Source organism: Dactylosporangium maewongense, from assembly GCF_039531485.1.
In the GTDB taxonomy this organism is placed as follows: Bacteria; Actinomycetota; Actinomycetes; order Mycobacteriales; family Micromonosporaceae; genus Dactylosporangium; species Dactylosporangium maewongense.
Genome location: NZ_BAAAQD010000040.1, coordinates 18,232 through 43,303, shown reverse-complemented (window position 1 = coordinate 43,303; position 25,072 = coordinate 18,232). Strand labels below are relative to the sequence as shown.

General features: G+C 71.4%; 19 protein-coding genes and 1 riboswitch. Of the genes, 5 read left to right on the top strand and 14 right to left on the bottom strand.

Annotated elements, in window-relative coordinates; genetic code table 11:
• Positions 1-46: 46 nt before the first annotated feature.
• From ABD332_RS53465 to ABD332_RS53440, 6 genes are read right to left on the bottom strand one after another with little or no spacing between them, the layout of a single operon-like run.
• Positions 47-1,354, bottom strand: coding sequence for an ABC transporter substrate-binding protein (locus ABD332_RS53465; protein WP_344513701.1), 1,308 nt, complete (start codon positions 1,352-1,354; stop codon positions 47-49).
• 22 nt (positions 1,355-1,376) lie between these two features.
• A complete protein-coding gene (locus ABD332_RS53460) occupies positions 1,377-2,477 on the bottom strand; it encodes a branched-chain amino acid ABC transporter permease (protein ID WP_344513699.1) in 1,101 nt (366 codons plus the stop codon).
• Positions 2,474-3,361: a branched-chain amino acid ABC transporter permease gene (locus tag ABD332_RS53455; protein WP_344513697.1), complete on the bottom strand. Its 888-nt coding sequence runs from the start codon at positions 3,359-3,361 to the stop codon at positions 2,474-2,476. The genes ABD332_RS53460 and ABD332_RS53455 overlap by 4 nt, the downstream gene beginning before the upstream one ends.
• Positions 3,358-5,169 carry an AMP-dependent synthetase/ligase gene (locus tag ABD332_RS53450; RefSeq protein ID WP_344513695.1) on the bottom strand — a complete coding sequence of 604 codons (1,812 nt, stop codon included), beginning with the start codon at positions 5,167-5,169 and terminating at the stop codon, positions 3,358-3,360. Before ABD332_RS53450 ends, ABD332_RS53455 begins: the two co-directional genes overlap by 4 nt.
• Positions 5,166-5,930 carry an ABC transporter ATP-binding protein gene (locus tag ABD332_RS53445; protein WP_344513693.1) on the bottom strand — a complete coding sequence of 255 codons (765 nt, stop codon included), beginning with the start codon at positions 5,928-5,930 and terminating at the stop codon, positions 5,166-5,168. Before ABD332_RS53445 ends, ABD332_RS53450 begins: the two co-directional genes overlap by 4 nt.
• Before the next feature lie 16 nt (positions 5,931-5,946).
• Positions 5,947-6,720, bottom strand: a complete 774-nt coding sequence (locus ABD332_RS53440; RefSeq protein WP_344513691.1) for an ABC transporter ATP-binding protein — start codon at positions 6,718-6,720, stop codon at positions 5,947-5,949.
• Between the two features lie 291 nt (positions 6,721-7,011).
• Positions 7,012-7,157, top strand: a riboswitch (cyclic di-AMP (ydaO/yuaA leader).
• A gap of 7 nt (positions 7,158-7,164) precedes the next feature.
• Here ABD332_RS53440 and ABD332_RS53435 point away from each other — a divergent pair.
• Both ABD332_RS53435 and ABD332_RS53430 read left to right on the top strand, forming a co-directional pair.
• Entirely contained in the window at positions 7,165-8,148 is a 984-nt protein-coding gene (locus ABD332_RS53435) for a C40 family peptidase (RefSeq protein ID WP_344513689.1), read from the top strand.
• Between the two features lie 45 nt (positions 8,149-8,193).
• Positions 8,194-8,940, top strand: coding sequence for a methyltransferase domain-containing protein (locus tag ABD332_RS53430; protein WP_344513687.1), 747 nt, complete (start codon positions 8,194-8,196; stop codon positions 8,938-8,940).
• 694 nt (positions 8,941-9,634) lie between these two features.
• Here the strand turns inward: ABD332_RS53430 and ABD332_RS53425 are convergent.
• From ABD332_RS53425 to ABD332_RS53415, 3 genes are all read right to left on the bottom strand, one after another.
• Positions 9,635-10,558, bottom strand: coding sequence for a sigma-70 family RNA polymerase sigma factor (locus tag ABD332_RS53425; RefSeq protein ID WP_344513770.1), 924 nt, complete (start codon positions 10,556-10,558; stop codon positions 9,635-9,637).
• A gap of 416 nt (positions 10,559-10,974) precedes the next feature.
• The gene (locus ABD332_RS53420; protein ID WP_344513685.1) at positions 10,975-11,958 is read right to left on the bottom strand and encodes an NAD-dependent epimerase/dehydratase family protein; all 984 of its coding nucleotides are present in this window, start codon (positions 11,956-11,958) and stop codon (positions 10,975-10,977) included.
• A gap of 173 nt (positions 11,959-12,131) precedes the next feature.
• Positions 12,132-13,040, bottom strand: coding sequence for a glycoside hydrolase family 16 protein (locus ABD332_RS53415; RefSeq protein ID WP_344513683.1), 909 nt, complete (start codon positions 13,038-13,040; stop codon positions 12,132-12,134).
• Between the two features lie 208 nt (positions 13,041-13,248).
• Here ABD332_RS53415 and ABD332_RS53410 point away from each other — a divergent pair, with 208 nt between their 5' ends.
• The 3 genes from ABD332_RS53410 to ABD332_RS53400 all read left to right on the top strand — a co-directional run bounded on the left by ABD332_RS53410 (position 13,249) and on the right by ABD332_RS53400 (position 18,144).
• Complete coding sequence (locus tag ABD332_RS53410; protein WP_344513682.1) at positions 13,249-15,099, top strand: bifunctional metallophosphatase/5'-nucleotidase; 1,851 nt, start codon at positions 13,249-13,251, stop codon at positions 15,097-15,099.
• 124 nt (positions 15,100-15,223) lie between these two features.
• Positions 15,224-16,018 carry an SAM-dependent methyltransferase gene (locus ABD332_RS53405; protein ID WP_344513681.1) on the top strand — a complete coding sequence of 265 codons (795 nt, stop codon included), beginning with the start codon at positions 15,224-15,226 and terminating at the stop codon, positions 16,016-16,018.
• Between the two features lie 14 nt (positions 16,019-16,032).
• The gene (locus ABD332_RS53400; protein WP_344513680.1) at positions 16,033-18,144 is read left to right on the top strand and encodes a putative bifunctional diguanylate cyclase/phosphodiesterase; all 2,112 of its coding nucleotides are present in this window, start codon (positions 16,033-16,035) and stop codon (positions 18,142-18,144) included.
• Here ABD332_RS53400 and ABD332_RS53395 read toward each other — a convergent pair.
• The 5 genes from ABD332_RS53395 to ABD332_RS53375 all read right to left on the bottom strand — a co-directional run bounded on the left by ABD332_RS53395 (position 18,141) and on the right by ABD332_RS53375 (position 24,981).
• Positions 18,141-18,518: a hypothetical protein gene (locus ABD332_RS53395; protein ID WP_344513679.1), complete on the bottom strand. Its 378-nt coding sequence runs from the start codon at positions 18,516-18,518 to the stop codon at positions 18,141-18,143. The two genes, ABD332_RS53400 and ABD332_RS53395, sit on opposite strands and share 4 nt — an antisense overlap.
• An 82-nt stretch (positions 18,519-18,600) precedes the next feature.
• Positions 18,601-19,887, bottom strand: coding sequence for a CehA/McbA family metallohydrolase (locus tag ABD332_RS53390; protein ID WP_344513678.1), 1,287 nt, complete (start codon positions 19,885-19,887; stop codon positions 18,601-18,603).
• A 64-nt stretch (positions 19,888-19,951) separates the two neighbouring features.
• Positions 19,952-21,340, bottom strand: a complete 1,389-nt coding sequence (locus tag ABD332_RS53385; RefSeq protein ID WP_344513676.1) for a hypothetical protein — start codon at positions 21,338-21,340, stop codon at positions 19,952-19,954.
• A 38-nt stretch (positions 21,341-21,378) separates the two neighbouring features.
• Entirely contained in the window at positions 21,379-21,594 is a 216-nt protein-coding gene (locus ABD332_RS53380; RefSeq protein WP_033358663.1) for a hypothetical protein, read from the bottom strand.
• A gap of 12 nt (positions 21,595-21,606) precedes the next feature.
• Entirely contained in the window at positions 21,607-24,981 is a 3,375-nt protein-coding gene (locus ABD332_RS53375) for a cyclic nucleotide-binding protein (RefSeq protein WP_344513673.1), read from the bottom strand.
• Positions 24,982-25,072: the final 91 nt, after the last annotated feature.

Genomic DNA, 25,072 nt, shown 5'->3' with positions numbered 1-25,072 from the left:
CCGTTCGGCCAGCCGGCCGAACGGGTCGTCGTCATCGCAGGGGTGTCTACAGCTTCTCGTAGCAGGGCTTGTCGAGCTTGTAGTCCTTCGCGACCGAGCCGGTGAAGTAGTCCTTCTCCAGCTTGATGTCGTTGGGACCGCCCGCACCGACGGTCGGGTTGTAGATGAGCGACTGGCGGAAGATGCCGTCCGCGCCGGCGGCGTAGTTGCCGGCACCGTCGGGCAGCATGCCCTCGTAGTCGACCTTGGTGAGCGACTTGGCGGCCTTGAGCAGGCCGGCCCGCGTCAGGTCACCGTCGGCCTGGGCCTTCTTGAGCGCGGCGAGCAGCGGGTACGACCAGACCCAGCCCGACGTGTAGCCGTCGTTCGGCGTGACGCCCGGCAGCGCCTCGCGCATCGCCTTGTGCCCCGGGGTGTCGGAGGCCCAGGACTTCCACGGCGAGGACTGCACGTAGAGCGCCTTCAGCGCGGGCGCCGCGGCGGTCGCCAGCAGGCCCTGGTTCCACGACGGGCTGGTGCCGATGAACCGACCCTTGAAGCCGCGCTGGGCGGCGCCGCCGACGATCGCGGCCGCGTCCGCCGGCCCGGTGGTGAGGATGACCAGGTCGGGCTTCTGCGTGACGATCGCGGTGACCGCGCCGGCCTGCTTGTCGGTGCCGGAGTCGGTCTTCACGTTGATGAACGTCATGCCGAGCTTCTCCGCGGCGATCTTCGCCCCGGCCGCGGCGTCGTCGCCGTAGTCGCCGGCGAGGTGCACCGCCATGACCGTCTTGGGCTTGAACGTCTCGTTGGCGTAGTCGACGGCGTTCATCGACTCGATGCAGTAGTTGGCGCCGGACTCGAGGATGTTGTCCTCGAACGCGTACGCCGACGTCCACGCCGCGGGGGCGGCGATGACGTTGTTCTGCTTCATGTCGGGCAGGATCGCCGCGGTGGTCGGCGAGCCGAGGCTCTGCGCGAGGGCGAGGACCTTGCCCTTCATCTCCTGGTACGCCTCGTTGTGCGTCTGCGGGTTGTACTTGTTGTCCCGCACGTAGGTCTCGGCGTCGATGTCGTAGCCGCCGATGCCGCCCTGCGCGTTGACCCGCTTCCAGAACGCCTTCTGCGCGTCGGTGATCGGCACGGCGAGGACGTGGAACGGCCCGACCGTCAGGTCGGAGATGATGCCGAGGTAGATGCAGCCCCGGTCCTTGTGCTCCGACTTGGGACAGGGCTCCTTGGTGATCCCGACGTCCGACTTCGGGCCCGACGAACCTTTGTTGTCCGTGTTGTCGCTGTTATCACTGCCGCGACATCCGGCGAGTGAGCCGACGGTCAGCACCGCGGCGAGGGCAATCATGCCCAACCTCTTCATTGAGGAGCTCCTTACGACGAGGTCAGTACGAGAACGGCCAGGCTTTCCAGTACGTGCGGAGCCGGATCCAGATGCCGAACAGCCCGCGCGGCTCGAAGATCAGGAACACGATGATCAACACGCCGTAGAGGACGGTTTCGAGCTGGTAGGCGTTGGGGGACTCCGCGGGCGAGTTGCTGATGAACGGCAGGAATGACGGCACCTCACGGATCAGCCGCGGCAGCAGCGTGATGAGGAAGGCACCCAGGATCGCGCCGCTGACCGTGCCGGCACCGCCGATGAGGACCATGGCGATGTACTGCACCGACAGCAGCAGGTTGAAGGTCGTCGGGTCGAAGTAGCCGACCCCCACGTAGAGCAGCGCACCGGCACAGCCGGCGTAGAACGACGACACCCCGAAGGCGATCGTCTTGTACCTGGCCAGGTTCACGCCCATCACGCCGGCCGCGATGTCGCGGTCCCGGATGGCCGTGAACGCCCGGCCCACCCGCGAGCGCGCCAGGTTGCGCGCCGCGAGAGCCGCGAGGACGAGCAGCACGAGCATCAGCAGGTACAGCTTCTGATCTCTCGTGAGGAACGCGTCGGAGGCGTTCAGGTCGTAGCCGAGCAGCTTCGGCGCCGGGGGCTGCCGGCCGATGCCGGGCCCGCCGGTCAGCTCCGACCACTCGTTGATGACGTGGCCGCCGATGAAGACCAGACCGAGCGTCACGATCGCCAGGTACAGGCCGCGGAGGCGGGTGGCGAGCGGCGCCACCAGTACACCGGCGACCGCGGCGACGAGACCGGCGGCGGGCAGCCAGATCAGGATCTCCTGGACCCCGAACCCGATGGTCCGCGCGTCCGGGTCACCGGCGATGGCGGCCGCGGTGTAGGCGCCGATGGCGAGGAAGAACGCGTGCCCGAGCGACACCTGCCCGGCGTAGCCGGTGACGATGTTGAGCCCGATCGCGCCGATCGCGGTCACGCAGGCGAGCCCGATCAGCTGGAGCAGCTGGTCCTCGACCAGCCAGGGCAGCGCCGCCCCGACCGCGAGGAGGATGCCGACCGCCACCTTCTTCGAGGTGGTGTCCAGCAGCGCCAGCTCCTGGTTGTACGAGGTGCGCAGCAGCGGACGGTTTCTCATACCCTTTCGACCTCCCGGGTGCCGAACAGGCCGTAGGGGCGCACGAGCAGGACCAGGAACATCACCACGTAGGGCGTGACGACCGAGATGTTGCCGCCGAGCCACGGCACCGAGCCCTGATAGGTGGCGGTGAGCTCCTGCACGGTGCCGACGACGAGGCCGCCGATGACGGCGCCGGGCAGCGAGTCGAGGCCGCCGAGGATGATCACCGGCAGGGCCGTCAGCGCGATCAGCCACAGCGACTCGCTGACGCTTCCGCCGACGGCGGCGTACGTGCCGGCGACCGCGGCGAGCGCGCCGGCGAGCGCCCACGACAGCGCGAACACCGACCCGACACTGACGCCCTGGGCGAGCGCCGCCTCCTGGTCGTAGGAGGCGGCCCGCATCGCCAGGCCGGTCCGGGTGTACCGGAAGAACACGAACAGCAGGGCGATGAGCACGGCGGTGGTGAGGACCATCGCGACGTGCCGCTGCTCGACCTGGACACCGCCGGGCAGCTTCCACACCTTCAGGCCCCACGGGTCGCCGACCTGCCGCACGTCCAGGCCGATGGCGCCGTTGACGACGACCCGGACGGCGATGTCGATGCCGAGCGTGATGATCGCGACGGTGAACACCGGCCGGCCGATCATCGGGCGGACCGCGAGCCGCTCCACGCCGAGCGCGATGCCGCCGGTGAGCACGGCGGACGCGGCCAGGGCGAGGAAGAAGCCGAGCGGACCGGCGAGGTAGGTCACCAGGACCGCGCCGGCCAGCATGAACGCGGGCTGGGCGAAGGAGATGACCCGGGTCGCCTTGTAGATGATCACGAACCCGAGGCCGAGCAGCGCGTAGACGCTGCCCGTGCCGATGCCGCGCAGGACGCTCTCGAGGAAGTCCTTCACACTGTGCTCCTGTTCAGGCTCCCGTACATGTCGTCGACCAGCGCGGCGAAGGTCGTGGCGACGGCGCCGCGGCGGACCTTCTGCGTCGCGGTGAGCTCGCCGTCCTCGTGGTCGAGCTCCTTGGGCAGCATCCGGAACGTCTTGACCTGCTCGACCGGGTTGTGGCCGGCGTTGACCGCGTCGACCACGCCCTGGATCAGCGCGATGACCTCGGGCTTGCCGGCCAGGTCGCGGTAGGTGGTGTAGCCGATGCCGCGGCGCTGCGCCCACTCCCCCACGGTGTCGAGCTCGATGCCGATGAGGGCGGTGAGGAACGCCCGCCGGTCGCCGATGACGACCGCCTCCTTGACGAAGGGCGACGCCTTCAGCGCGTTCTCGATCTCGCTCGGCGCCACGTTCTTGCCACCGGCCGTGATGATGATGTCCTTCGACCGGTCGGTGATCTTCAGGTGTGTACCGTCGAGCAGCTCGCCGACGTCGCCGGTGCGCAGCCAGCCGTCCGCCGTCATCGCCTCGTCGGTCGCCGCCTGGTTGCGGAAGTAGCCGGCGAACGTGCCCGGGTGCCGGGTCTGGATCTCCCCGTCGTCGGCGATGCGGATCTCGACGCCGCTGTGCGCCTCGCCGACCGTGCCGAGCCTGATCCGGCCCGGGCGGTTGGCGGTGCCGATCGCGGTGTTCTCGGTCATGCCGTACACCTCGTGCATCGGCACCCCGATGCCCATGAAGAACCGCAGCACGTCGGGGGCGATCGGGGCGGCGCCGCTGGCGGCGTAGCGGACCCGGCGGACGCCGATGCGGTCCTTCAGCGCCCGGTAGCACAGCAGCCAGCCGATCGCGTACCGCAGCCGGCTGCCGGTGGTGTGCCGTCCGCCGTTGGCCTCCAGGGTGGCGCCGATGCGGTCCGCGACCCGCAGCCACAGCCGCGCGTTGGCCCGCTTGAGCGGCGACGCCCCGCCGAGCCGGACGGTGATGCCGGCCATCATCTTCTCCCAGATGCGGGGCACCCCGAACAGGATCGTCGGCTGCACCTCGCGCAGGTCGGCCTGCACGGTCGCGATCGACTCGCCGAAGTGGACGGTGACGCCGGCGGCGGCGTTGAACCAGACCGTGAAGACCCGCTCCGCGACGTGGCACAGCGGCAGGTAGGACAGGGTCAGGTCGTGCGGCCCCGGTGGCGGGTCGGTGAACCCGCCGCCCTCGACCAGGACCCGGATCGCGAAGTCCACGTTGGCGACGGTGAGCATCGCGCCCTTGGGCCGCCCGGTCGTGCCGGACGTGTAGATCAGCGTGGCCACGTCGCCGGGGTCCGAGGCCAGCTCGATCGGCTCCGCGTCCGCGTGCGACGCCAGGAGGTCGCTCCACGCGATGAGCTTCGGGTGCTTGTACCGGCCGCGGATGCCCCTGGGCTCCAGGTAGACGATCCACTCCAGCCCGGGGCAGTCGTCCAGGACCGCCAGGGCCTTGTCCACCTGCTCCTGGTCCTCGGCGAAGAGGATCCGGGCGCCGGAGTCGGCGAGCATGTGGCGCACCTCGTCCGGCGGGTTCGTCGGGTACAGCCCGACGGTCGCCGCCCGCACCGCGACGGTCGCCACGTCGACGAAGAGCCACTCGGAGCGGTTCTCCGACTGGATCGCGACCCGGTCGCCGGGCTGGACGCCGAGCGACCTGAGCGCCCGGGCGACGGTCTCCGCGGTCTTCCAGTAGTCACGCCAGGTGATCTCGCGCCAGATGCCGCGGTGCTTCTCCCGTATGGCGACGGCGGCGGGCGTGCGCTCCGCGTGCCGCCTGACCAGTTCGGCGATCGTCATGCTCGCTCCACCTCCCCCAGGTAGGCGCGCAGGACGTCGGGGTTGCTCTGCACCTCGGCGGGCGTGCCGGTGGCGACGGGGACGCCGAAGTCGACGACCATCACCCGGTCGGCGAGGTCCATGACGAGCCCCATGTCGTGCTCGACGAGGATCATCGGGACACCGAGCTCCTCGCGGACGTCGAGGATGAAGCGGGCCATGTCCTCGGTCTCCTCCAGGTTCATCCCGGCGACCGGCTCGTCCAGCAGCAGCAGCTTCGGCTCCATCGCGAGGGCCCGGCCGAGCTCGACGCGCTTCTGCACGCCGTACGGCAGCAACCCCACCGGCAGCCGGCGCCACTGCGCCAGTTCGAGGAAGTCGACGATGTCCTCGACCACGGCCCGGTTGGCGATCTCCTCGCGCCGGGCCCGGCCGAGCCACGCGATCGCGGCGAGCGTGCCGTAGCGGATGTGGTGGTGCCGGCCGAGCATGAGGTTCTCCAGCACGGTCAGGTGCTGGAACAGCTCGACGTTCTGGAAGGTGCGCGCCACGCCCAGCTTGGCGACCTTGTCCGGGCGCAGTCCGGTGAGGTCGGCGCCGTCGAGGGACACCTTGCCCTGCTGCGGCCGGTACACCCCGGAGATCACATTGAAGATCGACGTCTTTCCGGCCCCGTTGGGCCCGATGACGGCGAAGAGCTCGTCCTTGGCGACGGTGAACGAAACCCCGTCGATGGCTTTGACGCCGGCGAAGCTGAGCCGGACGTCTTCGAAACGCAGCACGGCGACTCCTGATTTTCTATGACAGCCAGCGCTTGCGACGCTTGTAGTGCTTCACGTCGCGGAAGGACCGCTCGGCCCGTCCCAGGTAGAACTCGCGGATGTCGTCGTCGGCGAGCAGTTCGGCGGCGGGCTTGTCGAGCACGACCTTGCCCGTCTCCAGCACGTATCCGTGCTCGGCGATCGACAGCGCCATGGTCGCGTTCTGCTCGACCAGCAGCACGCCGGTGCCGGCCTGGTTGATCTGCACGATCAGGTCGCGGACCTGCTCGACCAGGCGCGGCGCGAGCCCGAGGCTGGGCTCGTCGAGCAGCAGGTACGCCGGGTCCGACATGAGCGCCCGCCCCATCGCCAGCATCTGCTGCTCGCCGCCGGAGAGGTAGCCGGCGATGCTGCCGCGGCGCTGCGCGAGCACGGGGAACAGGGTGTACATGCGGTCCATCGCCTCCGCCCGGCCCTTCGGGCGGGTGTGGGCGCCGAGCCGCAGGTTCTCCTCGACGGTCAGTTCGGCGAAGGTCCTGCGCCCCTCCATCACCTGCGAGACGCCGCGGCGGACCACGGCGGCCGGTTTGAGCCGGTGGATGGGCTTCTCGTCGAGCGTGATGGCGCCCTTGGTGATGGCGCCGTCGTGGACGCCGAGCAGGCCCGACAGGGCCCGCAGCAGCGTGGTCTTGCCGGCACCGTTCGCGCCGAGCAGCGCGACGATGCGTCCTGGTGGGACCTGCAGGCTGACGCCTCGCAGCACCAGCATCACGTCGTCGTAGACGACCTCGAGGTTCTGGACACGCAACATCCGGTGACGCTCCTCCGGGGGTGTTCGGAGTGGGCGAACTATGTGCATCGACGGTGAATAAAGTTACGTGTATTTAACCGGGTCTCAGAGCAGAATCAAGCCCCAATTGTGTGTCCGTCAACACCATCTTCTGTGGTGCGTCACTGTCCGATGTGGAGCGACAACCCGCCGTGATTCGGACTTTTGGGGTAATCGATATTCAACAACGCTCGCGGGTTTCGCTTCGTTGGTGATCACGTTAAGTTATGTCCTGGCCTGCACGGCAGTCCGTCGCCCACCCCGGGCGGCGCCGGGCAAGCGCCGCCGAGTCGAGCGCCGCTCTGGCGCTGTCGAGCCGGGGACCCAGGGTCCTTGGGGTGAATCCGCACAGCGCGGTAGGGCGCACTCTTCCCGCCCGAACCCGTCAGCTAACCCGGTAGGCGGTCGGTGAAGAAGGGTCATCCCTTGTCCGCTGGACACCGCACCAAACGGTCCCTGCTGCGCACGCTCTTCATCGGGGTCGTGTCGCTGGCGATCGTGGCGCCCGCGAGTGTCGCCAAGGCCGATCCGACAGCGGCCGAGATCGACGCCCAGATCCAGAAGGCGGGCGACGAGCTCGAAGACCTGGTCGAGGCCTACAACAAGATCAATGGCGATCTGGCCACCACCCAGGCGGCCGCCGCCGAGCTGCAGAAGAAGCTCCAGCCCTACGTCGACAACATGGCCAACGCCAACGCCAACGTGGACGTCATCGCCGTCGCGGCGTTCAAGGGCGCGGGCAGCCTGCAGAACCTCAGCATCGTGCTCAACGCGCGGTCGTCCGACACACTCATGGACCAGCTGACCACGCTGCAGCAGATCGGCAAGCACCAGCAGCACGAGATCGCCGACTTCACGTCGGCCAAGTCGAAGCTGGACGAAGAGAAGAAGAAGATCGACGAGACGCTCGCCGCGGAGACCGCGCAGAAGACCGAGCTCGAGACCAAGAAGAAGAAGATCGAGGGCGACGTCAAGAAGCTCGAGGCGCTCCGCCGCCGCTCCACCACCGGCGGCACCGGCTCCACGGGTGTCAAGGTCGCGCTCGGTGCCGAGTGCACGTCACCGGCGAACGCGGCGGTGGCCTTCGCCTGCGCCCAGCTCGGCGAGCCCTACAAGTGGGGCGCCGCCGGACCCAGCAGCTGGGACTGCTCCGGCCTGACCATGGGCGCCTGGAAGGCGGCCGGCGTCATCCTGCCGCACAACGCGGCGCAGCAGTGGAGCAAGACCACGCACATCTCACGGTCCGCGCTCTCCCCCGGCGACCTGGCGTTCTTCCGTGGCCTGGGGCACGTGGGCATCTACATCGGCAACGGCAAGATGATCCACGCCCCGACGACGGGCCGAAACGTCGAGGTCCAGTCGATCGACGGCCGCAGCGACACGTACGGCTACGGCAGACCGCACAAGTAAGCCCTGACAGCACGTCCAAGAGGCCATGCCCGGCAAGATCGGGGCATGGCCTCTTGGGATCCTGAGCAGTACAGCCGCTTCGCCGAGGAGCGGGCGCGGCCCTTCCACGAGCTGGTGGCGCGCATCCAGACCACCGCGCCGGTCGCGGTCGTGGACCTCGGGTGCGGGCCGGGCACGCTGACCGCGACCCTCGCGACGCGCTACCCGGACGCGGCGGTGCTCGGCATCGACTCCTCCCCCGAGATGCTCGCGAAGGCGGCAGCGCTCGGCACCCCGCAGCTGTCGTTCCAGCTCGGCGACATCGCCGGGTGGCGGCCGCAGCGCGGCTCCGTGGACGTCATCGTCGCCAACGCCTCCCTGCAGTGGGTCGACGACCACGCCGCGCTGATGCCGACGCTCGCCGCGGCGCTCGACGACGGCGGAACGCTCGCGTTCCAGGTCCCGACGGGCGGGCCGATCCTCGACGCGGACATCCTGGACCCGACCGTCCTGGGGCCGCGCGGCGCGACGCCGGTGCGGGAGGCGGCCTGGTACGTGCGCACCCTCGCCGGGCTCGGCCTGGCCGTGGACGCCTGGGAGACGACGTACTTCCACGTCCTGCCCGGCGAGGACCCGGTGCTGGAGTGGTTCAGCGGGACCGGCCTGCGCCCCTACTTCGACGCCCTGTCCGGTGCGGAGCTCGACGACTTCCGGGCCAGGGTGGCCGCCGCGCTGCGCGAGCGCTACCCCCGCGAGCCGTTCGGCACGATCCTGCCATTCCCGCGCCTCTTCGTCGTGGCCCGGCGCCCCTGACCCCGCCCACCGACCGCCGGCCCACCACCCCGGGCCCTGGCACCGCGACCAGCCGGGCCGCCACCCGGACCGCGGCAGGCACCGCCAGGACACGGCACGGCACGGCACGGCCAGGACACGGCACGGCACGGCACGGCCAGGACACGGCACGGCCAGGACACGGCACGGCCAGGACACGGCACGGCACGGGCACGGCACGGCACGGGCACGGACAGGGCACGGACAGGGCAGGGCACGGCCAGGGCAGGGCAGGAGCGCCGCCCAGCCGGCCCGGACGCCGCCGACCAGCCGGAACGCCCCACCCACCCGGACCGCGGCACGGCCAGGACTCGGCACGGAGGGGACGCCTCTGTCACCCGGGCCGGGGCGTCGCCGGTCGGGCCGGAGGACGGGCCGCCGGCGGGCACGTCGGCGGGCGAGCCGGGCGACGCGTCATCGAAGGGACCCGGCGGGCGATTCCCGGCACCGCGCCGCCAGCCGGGCACCCGCCCCGCGCCGCTCCTGACGCTGCGTTACGGGCCGGGGCGCCGGCGGCCGGTCCCGGGGCGTCGTGCCGCAATGTTGAGGGTGAGCCGGCACCGCTACGGGACGTGGGCGTCGATCGATGGTCGGTGACCTAAACGAGACCTAAGCGTCCCAGCATGTGGAAGCAGCCCCCGACCGGGACGGTCAGGGGCTGCGGGTCGTCTGCGGGCTAGGCGGCCTGGAGGCCTTCGGCACGGGCCAGCTCGCGGAGACGGCCGAGGGCCTGGATCTCCAGCTGGCGGATGCGCTCACGGGAGAGGGAGAACCGGCTCGCGACCTCGGTCAGCGAGTGCTCGCGGCCGTCCTCCAGACCGTAGCGGGCGCGCATGATGCCCGCGGACCGGTCGTCGAGGTGATTGAGCAGACCCTCGATGCGCTGGCGCTCCAGGGCGGCGAGGACCACGTCCTCCGGCGACGGCGCGTCGGAGTCGGAGACCAGGTCGCCGAGGCTGGTGTCACCGTCATCACCGACCGGCGTGTCGAGCGAGACGGTGTCCTGGGACCAGCGCTTCAGCTCGTGGACGCGCTCGACGGGGACGCCGAGGGCGGTGGCGAGCTGCTCGGGCTCGGGGTCATTGCCGAGCTCGCGGGTCAGCTGACGCGCGACGTTGCGCATCCGGTTGACGTCTTCGACGAGGTGGACGGGCAGCCGGACCGTGCGCTCCTGCTGCGCGATCGCCCGGCTGATCGCCTGGCGGATCCACCATGTCGCGTATGTCGAGAACTTGTAGCCGCGCACGTAGTCGAACTTCTCGACGGCGCGGACCAGGCCGGTGTTGCCCTCCTGAATGAGGTCGAGCATCGGCATGCCGGACCGCACATAGCGCCGCGCGATCGACACGACGAGCCGCAGGTTGGCCCGGATGAACCGGTCCTTGGCCCGCTCGCCCTCGTCGACGAGGCGCTGCAGCTCGGCGGCGCTCACACCGTCGGGCAGCCGGCCCTCGTCCAGCAGGTGCTCCGCATAGAGACCAGCCTCGACCGCCTTGGAAAGCTCGACCTCAGAAGCGGCGTCGAGCAGCGGCGTGCGGGAGATCTCATGCAGGTACACACCAACCAGGTCACGCTCTTCTGCACCTGTATCGGGTCGCATCTCCACTTTCACGTTCTCCACCTTCGGGCCCCTCCCCGTCCATCCTTCGCCTTCCCCGTTTCACCCTGCTAAAACGGGTGCCCCCCGGGTATGCCCCCTACACAACGGTCACGTGGCCTGCGGAATTCCACCCTCGCGGGCGATTCCGGTGACGACCCGTGAGAGTTGCACCACTTACCTAGACGACTCGGGAGCAGCTCCGGTTCGCTTCGGTTGCAACAAGTGATACGTGGTATTCCTGCCCGTCAGACGCCTAAACTCGCTGTGAGTTCCCTGGGAACGACGTTCGATGGGACCGGGGTCACCGCTGTTCATCGGCAAGAGTCGCCCGCATGACAGGCAAATGCACATGTATCCGCAGGAATCGACGCGGGCAGCGGTCTGTCGAAATGCTGACTGGCTCGTCACACCACCCCCTACCGTGCGTGCCATTCCCGCAACAGCTCGACTTCTTCCTCTTCGGTGAGACCAGTAATGTGGCGAGTGTCACTGAATGCCGCGAGTGTGGCGGCCGCCGTTTCGGGAAGGGGGCGGGGTTGCAGGCCGGCGGCGAGCGACCGGGTGACGTCCCGGGTGAGGAACCCGCCGTATTCGGGCAGCGGCAGCCACAGGGGCAGGGACCGCGCGCCCGACCAGGGCACGACCGCGTGGCCGGTCAGGAAGTCCTGCGGCACCCAGGTGAGGGTCCCGGTGCCCCCGGTCCCGGCCTGCAGCCCGGCGTGGAACTCGCGGCGGGTCATCGGGGCGCCCATCCCGTCGTAGGTGCCGGTGCGGCCCTCCTCGGCGCAGCGCAGGATCCAGTCGGCCAGGTCGCGGACGTCCACGTACTGCACCCGCTCGTCGGGGTCGCCCGGGGCGAGGATCTCGCCGCCGCGGGCGTGCCGGGCCACCCAGTAGTCGAACCGGCCGGTGGGGTCCTCGGGCCCGACGATCAGCCCGGCCCGGTTGACGAGGACCTCGCCGAAGCCCTCGCGGACCAGCTCCTCGCAGGTGACCTTGCACCGGCCGTACTCCTCGGCGCCGGCGGCGGGGTCCTCGTTCGCGGGGTCGGCGGGCGGCAGCAGCGGCGCGGTCTCGGACGTCTGGTCGGGCGTCACCGCATCGGCGTACGCGGAGCAACTGGACACGAACGTCACGTGACCGGCCCGGCCGGCCAGCTCGGCGACCATGTGCCGGACGTGGCTGGGCTTGCGGGCGACGTCCACCACCGCGTCGAACGTGCCCTCGACCGCGCCCAGGCCACCGGCCTCCTCCCGGTCGACGGTGACGAACGTCGCGCCGTCGACCGGATCGCCGGACGTGCCGCGGGCGGCGCAGGTGACGTCGTGGCCCGCGGCGAGGGCCTGCCGGGCGACCGCCCGGCCGAGGAACACGGTGCCGCCGAGTACGAGGATTCTCATCCGGCGATCCTTCGCCGCCGCGGGCCGATCCGGCAGCCCTGTTCGCCACGAGCGTGAGCGTGGGCACGGGGCGCAGCGCGGGCCCCGGGCGCGGGCGCAGCGCGGGCCCCGGGCGCGGGCGCAGCGCGGGTGCTGGGCAGAAGCCGGACGCGAACGGGAGCCGTCGCGGCGCGCTACGCGCGGTGCGACGGGGGCGGCCGATGCGGGCGGGTCTTGTGCACCACCAGAGCGAAGAGAGCCACCGCCGCCATCACCGTGGCCGCGACCGCCAGCCACAGCGACCACCGGTGGCCGCCCGGCGAGCCCGACATCCCGTTCTGCGCGGTCGACGGCTGCGCCGCCACCGCCGGCAGCGAGGAGACCGGAGCGAACGCGTACACCCGCAGATAATCGACCTGGAACTCCGCTGGCAGCGTCGTCGATGTGCCCGGGGCGCCCGATTCACTGGTCGTCACCGCGAAGCCGAACCAGCGCTGCGCCGGCGACGCACCGGGGTCGGTGGAGCGCTCCTTGCCGTCGACGAAGACCTTGAAGCCGGCCGGGGACCACTCGATCGCGTAGGAGTGCCAGTCGCTGAAGGGCCCGGGCAGCGTGCGCACCGAGGTGCCGGTGCCCGACCCGTTGCGCACCAGGGCGGTCTCGGCGCCGGGCCGGGCGGTGATCTCCAGCTGCGACTCGTCCTGGGGCGCCTGCTGGTCGACGGGGCGCAGCATCGCGATCGAGGAGATGCCCGCGCCGACGGGCACGCGCGCCCGGAACTCGTAGCGCCCGTACTGCTGGGCTGCGCCGAGGCAGCGCAGCTCGCCGGTGACGAACGGCTTGCCCCCGTAGGTGCGCCGGTGCAGGGCGAGGTGCAGGCGACCGCCGGAGACGGTGACCGCCTCGGGGCGGAAGTAGGTCGGCTGGGCGCCCTCCGACGAGCCGTCATAGGCGGCGCAGCCGGACGGCAGCGTGCCCGGGTCGTCGAAGGAGTCGGAGAAGACCGGCTGCCAGTCGGCCTGGTCGACGGCGAGGACCGGCGCGGGAGCCACCCAGATCGCGGACGTGACGACGACCATGACGGTCGCGGCTCGCCTCAACATGTGTCTGCCTCCTTTCGAAAAACCTACCGGATACCTTGCGTCCGCACAGCACTGCGGAGCGTCGACGATCGTGTGTACTTGGCGGCCCGATCGGATACGGACCCTCGCATTCACCCGCATGCAATCCAGCCGTATCCCGCCGACGCTCGTGCCGGATCGACGCCTGCGGAAGGATGTCCGTCGACGCATGTCTTCCAAAGGAGAGATCATGGCCCAGCCCCGCGCCCGCGCGCGGCGGATCGCCCAGCACCTCGCGGTGCCGGCGCTCGCCGTCGCGGTTGTCGCCTTGCTGCCCTTAGCCAAGTCCGGCGCGCCCGAGCAGTCCGACCAGTGGACGCCGCTCACGCCGGCCAACGTGTCGTTCGCCCAGAAGACGGGTCCAACGGCCTCCGCGCAGCTGCTCGGGTTCAACGACTTCCACGGCAACATCGACCCGCCGACCGGCAGCGGCGGGCTCATCAACGGCACTCCCGCCGGCGGTGCGGAGTACCTGAGCACCTGGCTGACGAAGCTGCGCGCCGCGGCGAAGGCCGACGGCGTGCGCAACAGCGACACGGTCGTGGCCGGTGACAGCATCGGCGCCACGCCGCTGGTCAGCGCCGCGTTCCACGACGAGCCGGCGATCGAGGCCCTCAACGCGATGGGCGTCGACATCTCCTCCGTCGGCAACCACGAGTTCGACGAGGGCATCGACGAGCTCAAGCGCATCCAGTTCGGCGGCTGCCACCCCGTCGACGGCTGCCAGGACGGCGACGGCTTCGCCGGCGCGAAGTTCCCCTACCTCGCGGCGAACGTCACCAACAAGTCCAACAAGCTGCCGATCCTGCTGCCGTTCACGATCAGGCTCTACGAGGGCGTCCCGGTCGCGTACGTCGGCATGACGCTCGAGGGCACGCCCGGCATCGTCAACCCGGCCGGCATCAAGAGCGTCGACTTCCGCGACGAGGTGGAGACGGCCAACCAGTACGCGACGCTGCTGGGCTGGCTCGGCATCAAGTCGATGGTCCTCCTGATCCACGAGGGTGGTCTGCAGAGCAGCCCGCCCGCGCCGCTGGACCCGTCCGGCTGCGCCAACTTCGCCGGCCCGATCACCGACATCGTCAAGGGCCTCAACCCGGCCTACGGCGTCGTCGTGTCAGGCCACACGCACCGCTTCTACACCTGCCAGCTGCCGAACTCCTCGGGCGCCAGCTCGCTGGTGACGAGCGCGGGCACGGCCGGCACCCTGGTCACCGACATCCGCGTGACGCTGGACAAGAAGTCGCGCAAGTTCGTCGACGCGTCCGCGACCAACGTCATCGTCGAGAACGGCGTGAAGAACGCCGACGGCACGTGGCAGAAGGACGCGGCGGGCAACTTCGTGCGCAACGCGGCGCTGGTCGACCCGAAGGTCAAGGTCATCGCCGACAAGTACCGCACGGCCGTCGCCCCGCTGGCGAACAAGGTCATCGGCGGCATCACCGCCGACATCACCAACATCGCGCTGGCCAGCGGCGAGTCGACGCTCGGTGACGTTATCGCCGACGCGCAGCTCAAGTACACCGCCGCCGCGGGCTCGCAGATCGCGCTGATGAACCCGGGCGGCATCCGGGCGTCGCTGATCTACGCGAACTCGCCCGGCGGCGAGGCGCCCGGCCAGGTCACGTACGGCGAGGCCTTCACGGTCCAGCCGTTCAACAACCTGGTCGTCACCCAGCCCATCACCGGCGCCCAGCTGAAGAAGGTCCTCGAGCAGCAGTTCACCGGCTTCGAGGGGCAGACCACGCAGAAGATCCTGCAGGTGTCCGCCGGGTTCACCTACACCTACAGCGCGTCGGCCCCGCTCGGCTCGAAGGTCAGCGACCTCGCGCTGAACGGCACGCCGATCGACCCCGCGGCGACGTACCAGCTGACCACGAACGACTTCCTGGCCAACGGCGGCGACGGCTTCAGCAACCTGAACCAGCCGAGCGCCACCCGCGTGTACGCGCCGGGCTTCGACGTCGACGCCCTCACCGCGCACCTCGCGACCGGTCCGATCGCTCCGGGCCCGGGTACCCGAATCACGAAGATCGCCTGATCGATGTCCGTGTGGGCGGGCGGTGGGTTTTGCTCCCGCCCGCCCGCACGTATGCTCGCAGGCGCCCGAAGAACCGCAGCACGCACGTGCGGACTGCACGACCGAGGTCGAAAGGCGTTGATCGGTGGAGCGACCGAGCTGGGCACCCGCGGACATCGACCTCGATCAGCCGAGCGTGGCCCGCGTCTATGACTACTACCTGGGCGGCTCGCACAACTTCGCCGCCGACCGGGCGTTCGCCGAGCAGGTCCTCAAGTTCATGCCGGCCGTGGCCGCGCTGACCCGCAGCAACCGGGCCTTCCTGCGCCGCGCCGTGTCCATGCTGAGCGCGCAGGGTGTCCGGCAGTTCATCGACCTCGGCTCGGGCATCCCGACCGTGGGCAACATCCACGAGCTCGTCCCGGGCGGCAAGGTCGTCTACGTCGACAACGACCCGGTGGCGGTCGCGCACAGCCGGGCCATCCTCGCCGAGGTGCCGGACACCGCCGTCGTCGCCGCCGACCTGCGCGCCCCCGCGGACGTGCTGACCACCCCCGAGGTCCAGCGGCTGATCGACTTCACCCAGCCGGTCGCGTTCGTGCTGGCCGCGGTGCTGCACTTCGTGCCCGACGAGGAGCGCCCCGCCGACATCGTCAGCGGGTACGCCGCCGCGGGCATCCCGGGCAGCCACGTGGTGCTGTCCCACGCCGGACTCGACCGGCCGCTCACCCCCGCCGAGGACGCGGCGTGGGAGGTCTACCGCAAGTCGCCGACGCCGCTGATCCTGCGCGGCAGCGACGAGGTCAGGAAGCTGCTGGGCGATCTCACGATCGTGGATCCGGGCGTGGTCGCGACCTACGACTGGCGGCCGGACCCGGACGACGAGACCCCACCCGACGGCAACGCGATCGGCTGCGCCGCCGTCGCCCGCAAGGACTAGTGCACCCACCGATCATGACCGCCCTCAGCCCCACGCCGACGTCGTGGGACCGCCCGCACCGAGCCGCCGAGCGGCTCGCCCGCAGCTGGTCGCTGGCCATCGCCGGCACCAGCTACGTGTCGATGAGCGGCCTGGAGGTGCAGGACTTCCTCACCGCCCTGTCGACCCGGCTCATCCACGCGCTCACGGCCGAGACCCTCGACCTCGGCGACGTACGCGAGGTCGGCACCACGCTCGTCGCCGCGCACTTCACCGAGCCGACGACCCTGGAGCGCACGGTCGCGGTGCTCAGCGAGCAGTTCGCGAAGGCGCCGACCAGGCGGGTCGCGGAGATCCAGGGCGCGCTCGCCGCCGGCTACGCGCAGGCGCTGCGCGACCGGATCCTCGACGAGCAGGAGGAGATCCGCACCGCGGCGCTGTGGGCCCGGGCCCGCGCCGAGGAGAGCCGGCGGGTCAGCGAGGCCCGCTTCCGCGCGGTCTTCGCCGGCGCCGCGATCGGGATGAGCGTGAGCACCGTCGACGGCGTGGTCATCGAGGTCAACCAGGCGCTGTGCGACATGCTCGGCTACACCGAGGACGAGCTGCGGGCGATGACCTTCGAGGACTTCGTGCACCCGCAGGACCCGCCGGTCGCGGCCGGGATGTTCGAGGAGCTGCTGTCCGGCGGGCGGGACCAGTTCCGGATCGAGAAGCCGTACATCCACAAGGACGGCCACCAGGTGTGGACCGACCTCGTCGCGTCGATCATCCGCGACGAGGACGGCGAGCCGAAGTGGCTGGTCGCGATGGTCGAGGACATCACCGAGCGCTACCTGCTCCAGCTGCGCCTGCGGCACCAGGCCCTGCACGACCCGCTGACGCAGCTGCCCAACCGGACGATGTTCTTCGACCGGCTCGCCGAGCTGCTCGCCGGCGCCGAGGAGGAGCCCGAGTCGCGGGTCGGCGTGTGCTACCTCGACGTCGACGGGTTCAAGGTCATCAACGACACGCTCGGGCACGACGTCGGCGACCAGCTGCTGCAGACCGTCGCCCGACGCCTGGCCCGCTCGATCTCCGGCGACGGCCAGCTGGTCGCCCGAATGGGCGGCGACGAGTTCGTGGTGCTCATCGAGCGGGCCGGCGGCACCGACGAGGTCGTCGCGGTCGCCGAGCGGGCGCTGGACACCGTCCGCGCGCCGGTGCACGTGGGCGGGCACGAGATCAGCATCTCGGCCAGCATCGGCGTGGTCGAGCAGCCGCTGCGCGGCACCAGCACCGGCGAGCTGATGAAGGCCGCCGACACGACGCTGTACTGGGCGAAGGCCGACGGCCGCAACCGGCTCGCGCTCTTCGACGCCGAGCGGCACGCCCGCGAGGTGACCCGCTACGAGCTGTCGGCGAGCATGCCGGCCGCGCTGGAGCGGCGCGAGTTCTTCGTCGAGTACCAGCCGCTGGTCCGCCTCGGCGACGGCGTGACGATCGGCGTCGAGGCGCTCGTACGGTGGCGGCATCCGCGATTCGGGGTGCTGGGGCCGGACGCGTTCATCGGGATGGCCGAGGAGACCGGGCTGATCGTGCCGCTCGGCCGGTGGGTGCTGCACGAGGCGTGCAAGCAGGCCGCCCGCTGGCACCGCGAGCACGGCGACCGGGCGCCGGTGATGAGCGTCAACCTGGCGGTCCGGCAGATGCGCGACCGCACGATCGTCAGGGACGTGAAGGCGATCCTGGAGCAGACCGGCCTCGCCCCCGACCGGCTCCAGCTGGAGCTGACGGAGAGCGCCGTCATGGGCAGCGGCGGCGAGCCGACCGAGGCGCTCAACGCCCTCGCCGCGCTCGGCCCGCGCATCGCGATCGACGACTTCGGCACCGGGTACAGCAACTTCGCCTACCTGCGGCACCTGCCCGTGCACAGCCTGAAGCTGGCCGGCTCGTTCGTCGCCGGGCTGCGCCCGCCGGAGGGCGCCGACCCGGTCGACCAGAAGATCATCGCGGCGGTGATCGGCCTCGCCCACGCCCTGAACCTGAGCGTCACAGCCGAGGGCGTCGAGACGGCGGAGCAGGCCGACCGGCTGCTGGCCCTCGGTTGTGACACCGCACAGGGTTGGTACTACGCGAGCGCCGGACCTCCGTCCGCGATCAGGCTCTAACCGAGCGCGTACGGGTTGACGTCCTCGTTCATGTCGACCATCAGCTGCGACCACAGGTCCGCCTCGTGCCGGTCGGCGCCGACCAGGTCGTAGGACCCGTCGGTGAAGCCCGGATCGAAGTGGAACTCGGGCAGGTCGGTCTCGTCGATGTACTGCGCCTCGTCGCTCACGTCGCCGAAGCTCGGCTGCTCGTCGTGGTAGTCGCCCAACGCGTCCCCGTCGACGACGTGCGCGCCGTCGTGACCCTCGGTGTCGACGCCGAAGTCGTCGTGGTGCTCGTCGAACTGCTGGTCGGAGGAGAGCAGGTCAGCGCCACCGTCGGGGTCGACGTGGAGGCCGTCCTCCATCTCCCAGTCGATGTCGTAGTCGCTCATGGCCCGCTCCCGGCTCGTCTGGTTACCTGGAAAACGGTAGGCGGATCCTCCGATCAGCTGATCCCCGAAACGTGCCACTCACTCAGGGCTGCAACCACCAGGGGCTGGTATAGGCGAGGCCGAAGTCGTTGCAGGGGTGACCGTTGGGGCCAGGGCTCGGGTTGGGTCGGGTGGGGTCCGAGACACGCAGCACAACCCAGTTGCCCATCGCCACGTCCAGCGGCACGGTGAAGCGCACCACCTGATTGGCGACCGTGTCGATCACGTCCGCGACCGTCGGGGCGGCGACACCGGGCCGCAGGACCTGGATCCGGACCGGCTTGCCCTGCCAGTCCGGGCCGCGGTCGAGGTCCAGCGCGAAGCGCACGTCGCCGCGGGCGAGCGGCAGCACCCCGCCCATCCGGACGTCGTTGGCGGTGGCGTCGACGCGCAGGCCGGAGACCCGCGTGGCGAAGAAGCGGCGGGCCCGCATCGCCTCCAGGACCCCGGCGCGGGTGTTCTGCGTCACCCACAGCCCGGTGCGGCCCTTGCCCTCGGGGAAGCCCCAGTCGGTGCCGTGCTCGTCCGAGACCCCGCTGAGCCCGGTCCGCCACCCGGCGTTGAGGCAGGCGTTGAGGGCGCAGGTGCGGCCTTCTGACCAGCCGTCGAAGAGGTAGTCGTCGCCGCGGTTGAACATCTCCAGGCTGACCATGGCGTCGCGGGCGGCCGCCGAGTAGGAGAAGTTGCCGAAGCGGCCGACCTCGCGGCCCGGATGGTTGAAGCTGGCGATGCCCCCGTTACCGGTGATCCAGTTGTACAGGCCGCCCATGTTGCTCGATCCGCCAAGATCGGTGAACCCGTTGGTGAACCAGACGTTGACGTGGCCGAGCAGCGGGTGCGACCACTCGAAGCCGCGGATGGCGGTGTAGTTGCCGGGGTCGTCGGCGGCGTTGGCTAGGGCGCCGGTGCGGTCCCACTCCGACTTCGACAGGCCGCTGATGCCGAAGAGGGTGGTGTGGTCGGTGAGCGCGGCGACGTCCAGGCCGGCCGAGCGCATCGAGGCGAAGGCGAGGGCGGGGTCGCCGTCGCCGTCGGACATCACGGTGTGGTTGTGCAGGTCGGCGTGGACCAGGCCGGTGCCGGCGGTGATGGCGGACGCCCGGGCGGCCCCGGTCAGCGCGGCCGGGCCGGCGCCGACGGTCGCGGCCGTGCCGGTCTCGGCGCGGGCGGTCCGGCCTGCATCGGCGGACGCGACACCCGGGGTGGCGAGGACGAGCAGCCCGCCGGCGCCCGCGGCGAGCAGCCCCCGGCGGTCAATGCCTTCATGACGGCCTTCATGACGGCCTTCATGACGGCCTTCGTGACGGTGATGGGAGTGGTCTCCAGTCATGCCCCACAGCACACGCCACCCGACCCAACAGTTCGATACCTGTTGATGTCTGGCAGATTTACACTCAGCGGGTGCGGCGGTCCAGCCAGCCGTCGCCGTTGAGGTCCTCGTACCGCTGATCCATGACGCCGTCGCGGTTGGTGTCGATCTCGGAGGAGTTGATGAGGCCGTCGCGGTCGGTGTCGTGGCCGACGAACTCGGCCCGCCCGTCACCGTCGGTGTCCACGACGATGTCGACGCCGCCGTCGGCCCGGTTCACGTAGGTGTGCTGGTCCCACCGGCCGTCGCCGTCCCAGTCGACCCGGGTGTGGTAGCCGTCGGTGGGCGCCTGACCCACCCCGCCGGGCACGCCGTCCCGGAGCGCGCCGGCGATGCCACCCGCGACACCCGTCCCGCTCCCGTGGCCCGGCTGCTGCCCGCCGACGATGCCGTCGAGCCCGCCGGCGATCCCGTGCCGCCCGCCGCCGTCGGCCTGCGCCTCTCCGAATCCGGCCTCCGCGTGGGCCCCTCCGAGGCCGGCCTCCGCGTGGGCCCCTCCGAAGCCGGCTTCCGCGTGGCCGGTGCCGGCGTGCGCGCCCTGGCCGACGGCCTCGCCGATGCCGGCGCTCGCGCTGCGGTACACGGTGCCCTGGCCGCTGGAGTGGACCTCGCTGACGCCGTGCGGGGACGCTTCGGCGAGCCCCTCGCTGCCCTGCGGGTCGGGCGCCTCGGACAGGCCGCCGTAGCCGCTGTCCTGACCGCCGCCGTAGCCCGCCGACGCGTAGGAGCGGGGGTCGTCGGACGCCTCGGACAGGCCGCCGTAACCACTGTCCTGACCGCCGCCATAGCCCGCCGACGCGTACGAGCGCGGGTCGTCGGACGCCTCGGCGAGACCGTCGTAGCCGCCGCCCTGGGGGTCCGGCGCCTCCGCGAGCCCGGCGCCGCCGTAGCCGGCCTGCGCCTCGACGCCGCCCGCGGACGCGTACGCGCCACCGGGGCCCGCGTGCGCCTCGGCACCGCCGGCCGACGCGTGCGCGCCGTGGTCGATGGCGTCCCGCAGGTGCGCGGCCAGCCCGCCGTGCTGCTCCGGCTCGGGAGCGGCGTGCCGGCCGCCGGACTGCTCCAGCGCGCCCAGCCCGCGGGCCGCGCTGTGCGCCGCGCCGGAGCCCTGACCGCCGTCGCCCAGGTTGTGCCCGGCGCCATGATCGAACGAGGGACCGCCGCCGTGGCCGTGGACGACGTCACCGATACCCGAGCCGATCGAGGAGAACAGGCCGAACATGCTGGCCTTGCTCGTGCGCTGCTCGACCCGCGACTGCCCCGCGTCGGCGCCGCCGACCTGCGCCTGGAGCAGCTCCAACTCGTCGGCGCTCAGCTGGTACCCCGCGAGCGCGCCGGCCGGGTCGGCCGCCAGGCGAGCCTGGAAGCCCGAATCGGTCAGCAGCCGCTCGAGTACGTCGTCGAAGTCGCTCATCGGAACAGTCCCCCCAGTTATGGCACAGGTCGTGAAAATCAGTCGAGTTCAGGCATGGGCACGGGCTGCGGGCGGGGACGGCAGGTGCCGCACTGCACCGCGTCCTCCACGACGAGCCCCTCAGCCCGGCCGCGACTCTGCGACCGGTGCACCTCCAGCAGATACGGGCCGAACTTCGCATGGTCCTCGCACAGCCCGCGCGCGCAGAACCGGCACGACCCCCGCGCCGCCTTGGCGCAGAACCAACAGAGCACGTTCGAACTCCCTCAGCCGACGATGCATTGCGAGTAGTAGGTGACGGTGATCGTTGCGGAGCCGGCATTGCCCGCGGGGTCCACCGCACGCGCCGTCACGACGATCTTGGCGTCGGCGGTCAGCGTCACCCCGCCGAACGTGGCGGCGAACTGGTTCCCACTGGAGTACTTCGCCGAGCCGCTGCCGACCCTGGCGCTGATCGTCACCTTCAACGTCGACGTGGCGTCGACCTTGTCCACAGCGGTGACGGTGAGCGGCACGGTCGACGGGCCACCATAGCGGCAACCAGGTGGGTAGACGTAGTTCTGCTGGGTCGCGAAGGTCAGCCGCACGGTCGGTGCCGTGGTGTCCGGCGGTGGCGGCGGCGACGTGGTCGGCGGGGGGCCGGCGGTCGTCGTGGTGCCGCGCGTCGGGGTCGGGGCCTTCGTCTTCGTCGGGGTGGTGCCGGGCGTCGGAGTGGCCGACGCGCTCTCCGAGGCGGACGGGGACGCGGACGGTGACGGGGACTCCGACGGCGTGTCCGACGGGGAAGGTCCCGGTGACACGGTCGGCGTGCCGCCCGGCTTCGGCAGGGCGATGCCGTCGCCGCAGGTCAGGTCGGCCGACGGGTCCACCGCGACGGCCGAGCCGCCCTGGGTGACGACGCCCGAGCCGACCTCCGGTGACGCGCTGCCGGCGGTCAGGGCGAACCTGGCCCGCCCGTCGTTGGCGACCGGGTCGCCGGCGCCGGTGACGGTGAGCTTCAGCGGCTCGAAGGCCGTCGTGGTGCTCGTCGTGTCGACCAGGGTGCGGCCGGAGCGCAGCGTGTACGCGCCGGTCGGCTGGATCGGGCGGCGGTCGACCGAGCTGACCAGCTCGCCGACGTCGACCCGGGCGCCGGCGCACAGGACCGTGACGCTGCCGCCGCGGAACGTCATCGTGGCCGTTGAGCGGTCCGCGACGGAGACGGCGTCGCCGAGCTCGACGTACATCTTGCCGTCGCGGCGCAGGGTGTGCTCCTCGCCGTGGATCGTGACCGTCGTCTGCCCCCGCGTGGCCGTGATGAGGGCCCGGTCGGTCGGCATCTCGGCCCACACGGGCGCGGAGAAGAGATTGCTGCCGGTCAGGAACAGCGCGAAGATCAACAGCAGCACCAGCAGCCACCACAGCTTGCGCTCGAAGCGCTTGTCGACCGAGTCGTCGGACGGGCCGTGGACACCGGGCGGCGCCGCGAGCGGCGGGTACGCCGACGGCGGGTGGGCGCCCGACAACGGCGCGCGACCGCCGGCGGCAGAGCCGGCCACAGAGCCAGCCACAGAGCCGGCCGTGGATGCGCCGATGAGCAGCGGCAGGCCGGCGACGGCGGGCAGCACCCAGACGCGGGCGGCGGAGCGGGCGGTGGCGACCTGGCCGGGCGGGCCTTCACCGTACGGGCCGATCATCGCGCCACGGCCGACCTGCACGCCATCGGGCCGCAGCAGCGACCCGGACGCGACGACGATCGCGTCGGTGCCGGTCTCCAGGTGCACCGGCTGCCCGGGCATCAGCTGCGCCGGGTGCGCGCGGCTCATGAGCCCGAGGCGGTCCTCCGCGCCGAGGTCGGCGAGCGCCGGCGCCTCCGCCAGCAGCGCCTCCAGCTCGGCCCACTCCACCGGCGGCGGGCCGGACAGCGGGCCGACGGCCGCGGCGACCGTGGACGGCGGGATCGCGAGCAGGGTCGTGCCGGCGGTCAGCCAGCCGAGCGCGGCGGGCGCGCCGGTGATCGCGTTGGCGAGGCCGACGACGCCGCCGCGGCCGACCCGCTCCCGGACGGTGCCGGTCGGGTCGCCGGGGCGGCGGGCCTCCAGGGCGCCGTCGACGACGACGTAGACCGACTGCTGCGCGGCGCCGGCGAAGACCAGCTGCTCACCGGTCCGCGGGTGCACCCAGCGGGCCTGCTCGGCGAGCTTCGCGAGCGCGGCCGGCGGCAGGTCGGCGAGCTTGGACGCGCGCAGGGCGGCGAGCCGGCGCGGCTCGTCGCGGGACAGCTTGCGCTCCCCCATCCGGTCCCGCACCCGCCGGGCCCGCCGGCGCAGCCAGGAGAACAGCAGGTAGACCAGCGGGGCGAGCAGCCCGGCGACGATGACGGCGAGCAGCGCGCGGGCGGCCCAGCCGGCGTTCCACAGGCCGGTGACGACGCCCGCGACCCGGTCGGTGTAGATCCGGTACATCAGGTTGACGGCGATGGCGAGCCAGACGACGGCGAGCATGCCGTACAGGGCGACGAGGCGGCCCTCCCGGTCGAGCTCACCGAAGCGGGGCGGGCGCCGGCGCAGGCGGGCGATGACCCAGGCCAGGCCGCGGGCCCGCAGGTTGGGCACCTCCAGCCAGTCCATGAGCAGGTAGTAACCGTCGAGCGCCATGAACGGGTTGAGGTTGAACAGCGCGTTGAGGTACCACGCGAACGCCAGCTTGAACGTCCACGGCTCCAGCTCCGGGTAGAACAGCCCGACGAGCTGGCAGGCGCCGGCGAGCACCAGGCCGGTCGCCGGGCCCGCGATCGTGGTGACGAGCCGCGCGCGCCGGCCAGCCATCCAGACGTCGGTGGTGTCCACGAAGACGGACGGGATCCCGAAGTACACCAGGAAACCGGCGACCGGGACCTTCCTGCCGGCGTGCTTCGCCCCCAGCGCGTGCCCCAGCTCGTGGCAGGCGAGCGCGACGACGTTGAGGCCCAGCAGCACCAGGGCGCCGGTGAAGTAGGAGTCGTCGGTCAGGAACACCGACTGGTCGGCGCGGAACCAGTTGAAGACGAAGACGCCGAGGCCGGCGAGCGCGACCAGCCCGGCGAGCACCGCGACGACCCGGGTGAAGAACAGCCGGCCGCCGGCCTTGTACAGGAACGTGACGATCGGGTCGACGCGGGCGATGACCACCCGGCGGCCCTGGGCGGTCGCGACGATCGCCTTGCCGAGCCGGATCGGCCACGGCCGCCGGTGTACGCGGTGCAGCCGGTGGAACGCGTCGACCGGCAGCTCGTCGAGCATGCGGTTGCCGGCGAGGTCGGCGACGACCCGGGTGACCTGGTCGGGGGCGAGCCGGCCGGCGATGCGGGCGAAGTCGGCGACGAGCCGCGCAACGGTCCGGGTGCCGTCCATGAGCTGCGCCAGGCTCCACTCGTCCGGCGTGAGCCGCAGGTAGCAGGCCTCACCGCGGTCGGGCGAGCGCACCATCACGTAGTCGACGCCGCGGGCGGACGTGAGCGTGACCGCCTCGACCGCCTTGCGCAGGACGGGCCGGGCCCGGGCAGGGTTGAGCCGGTCGGTGACCGCCTGCCATAGACCCTGGTCGGCAGGGCCCAGCGGAACTCCTGGGGCGCGCCCGGCGAGGGCCTCCCAGACACTGATGCGCGTCTCGATGACGGCCACGATCGCTCCTGATAGGGCCACTGTTTCCCGGCAGGGAGCGTAGGCGGCGAACGCGACCACGGGAAGGTTCCGTCCCGAACGTGACAACTCT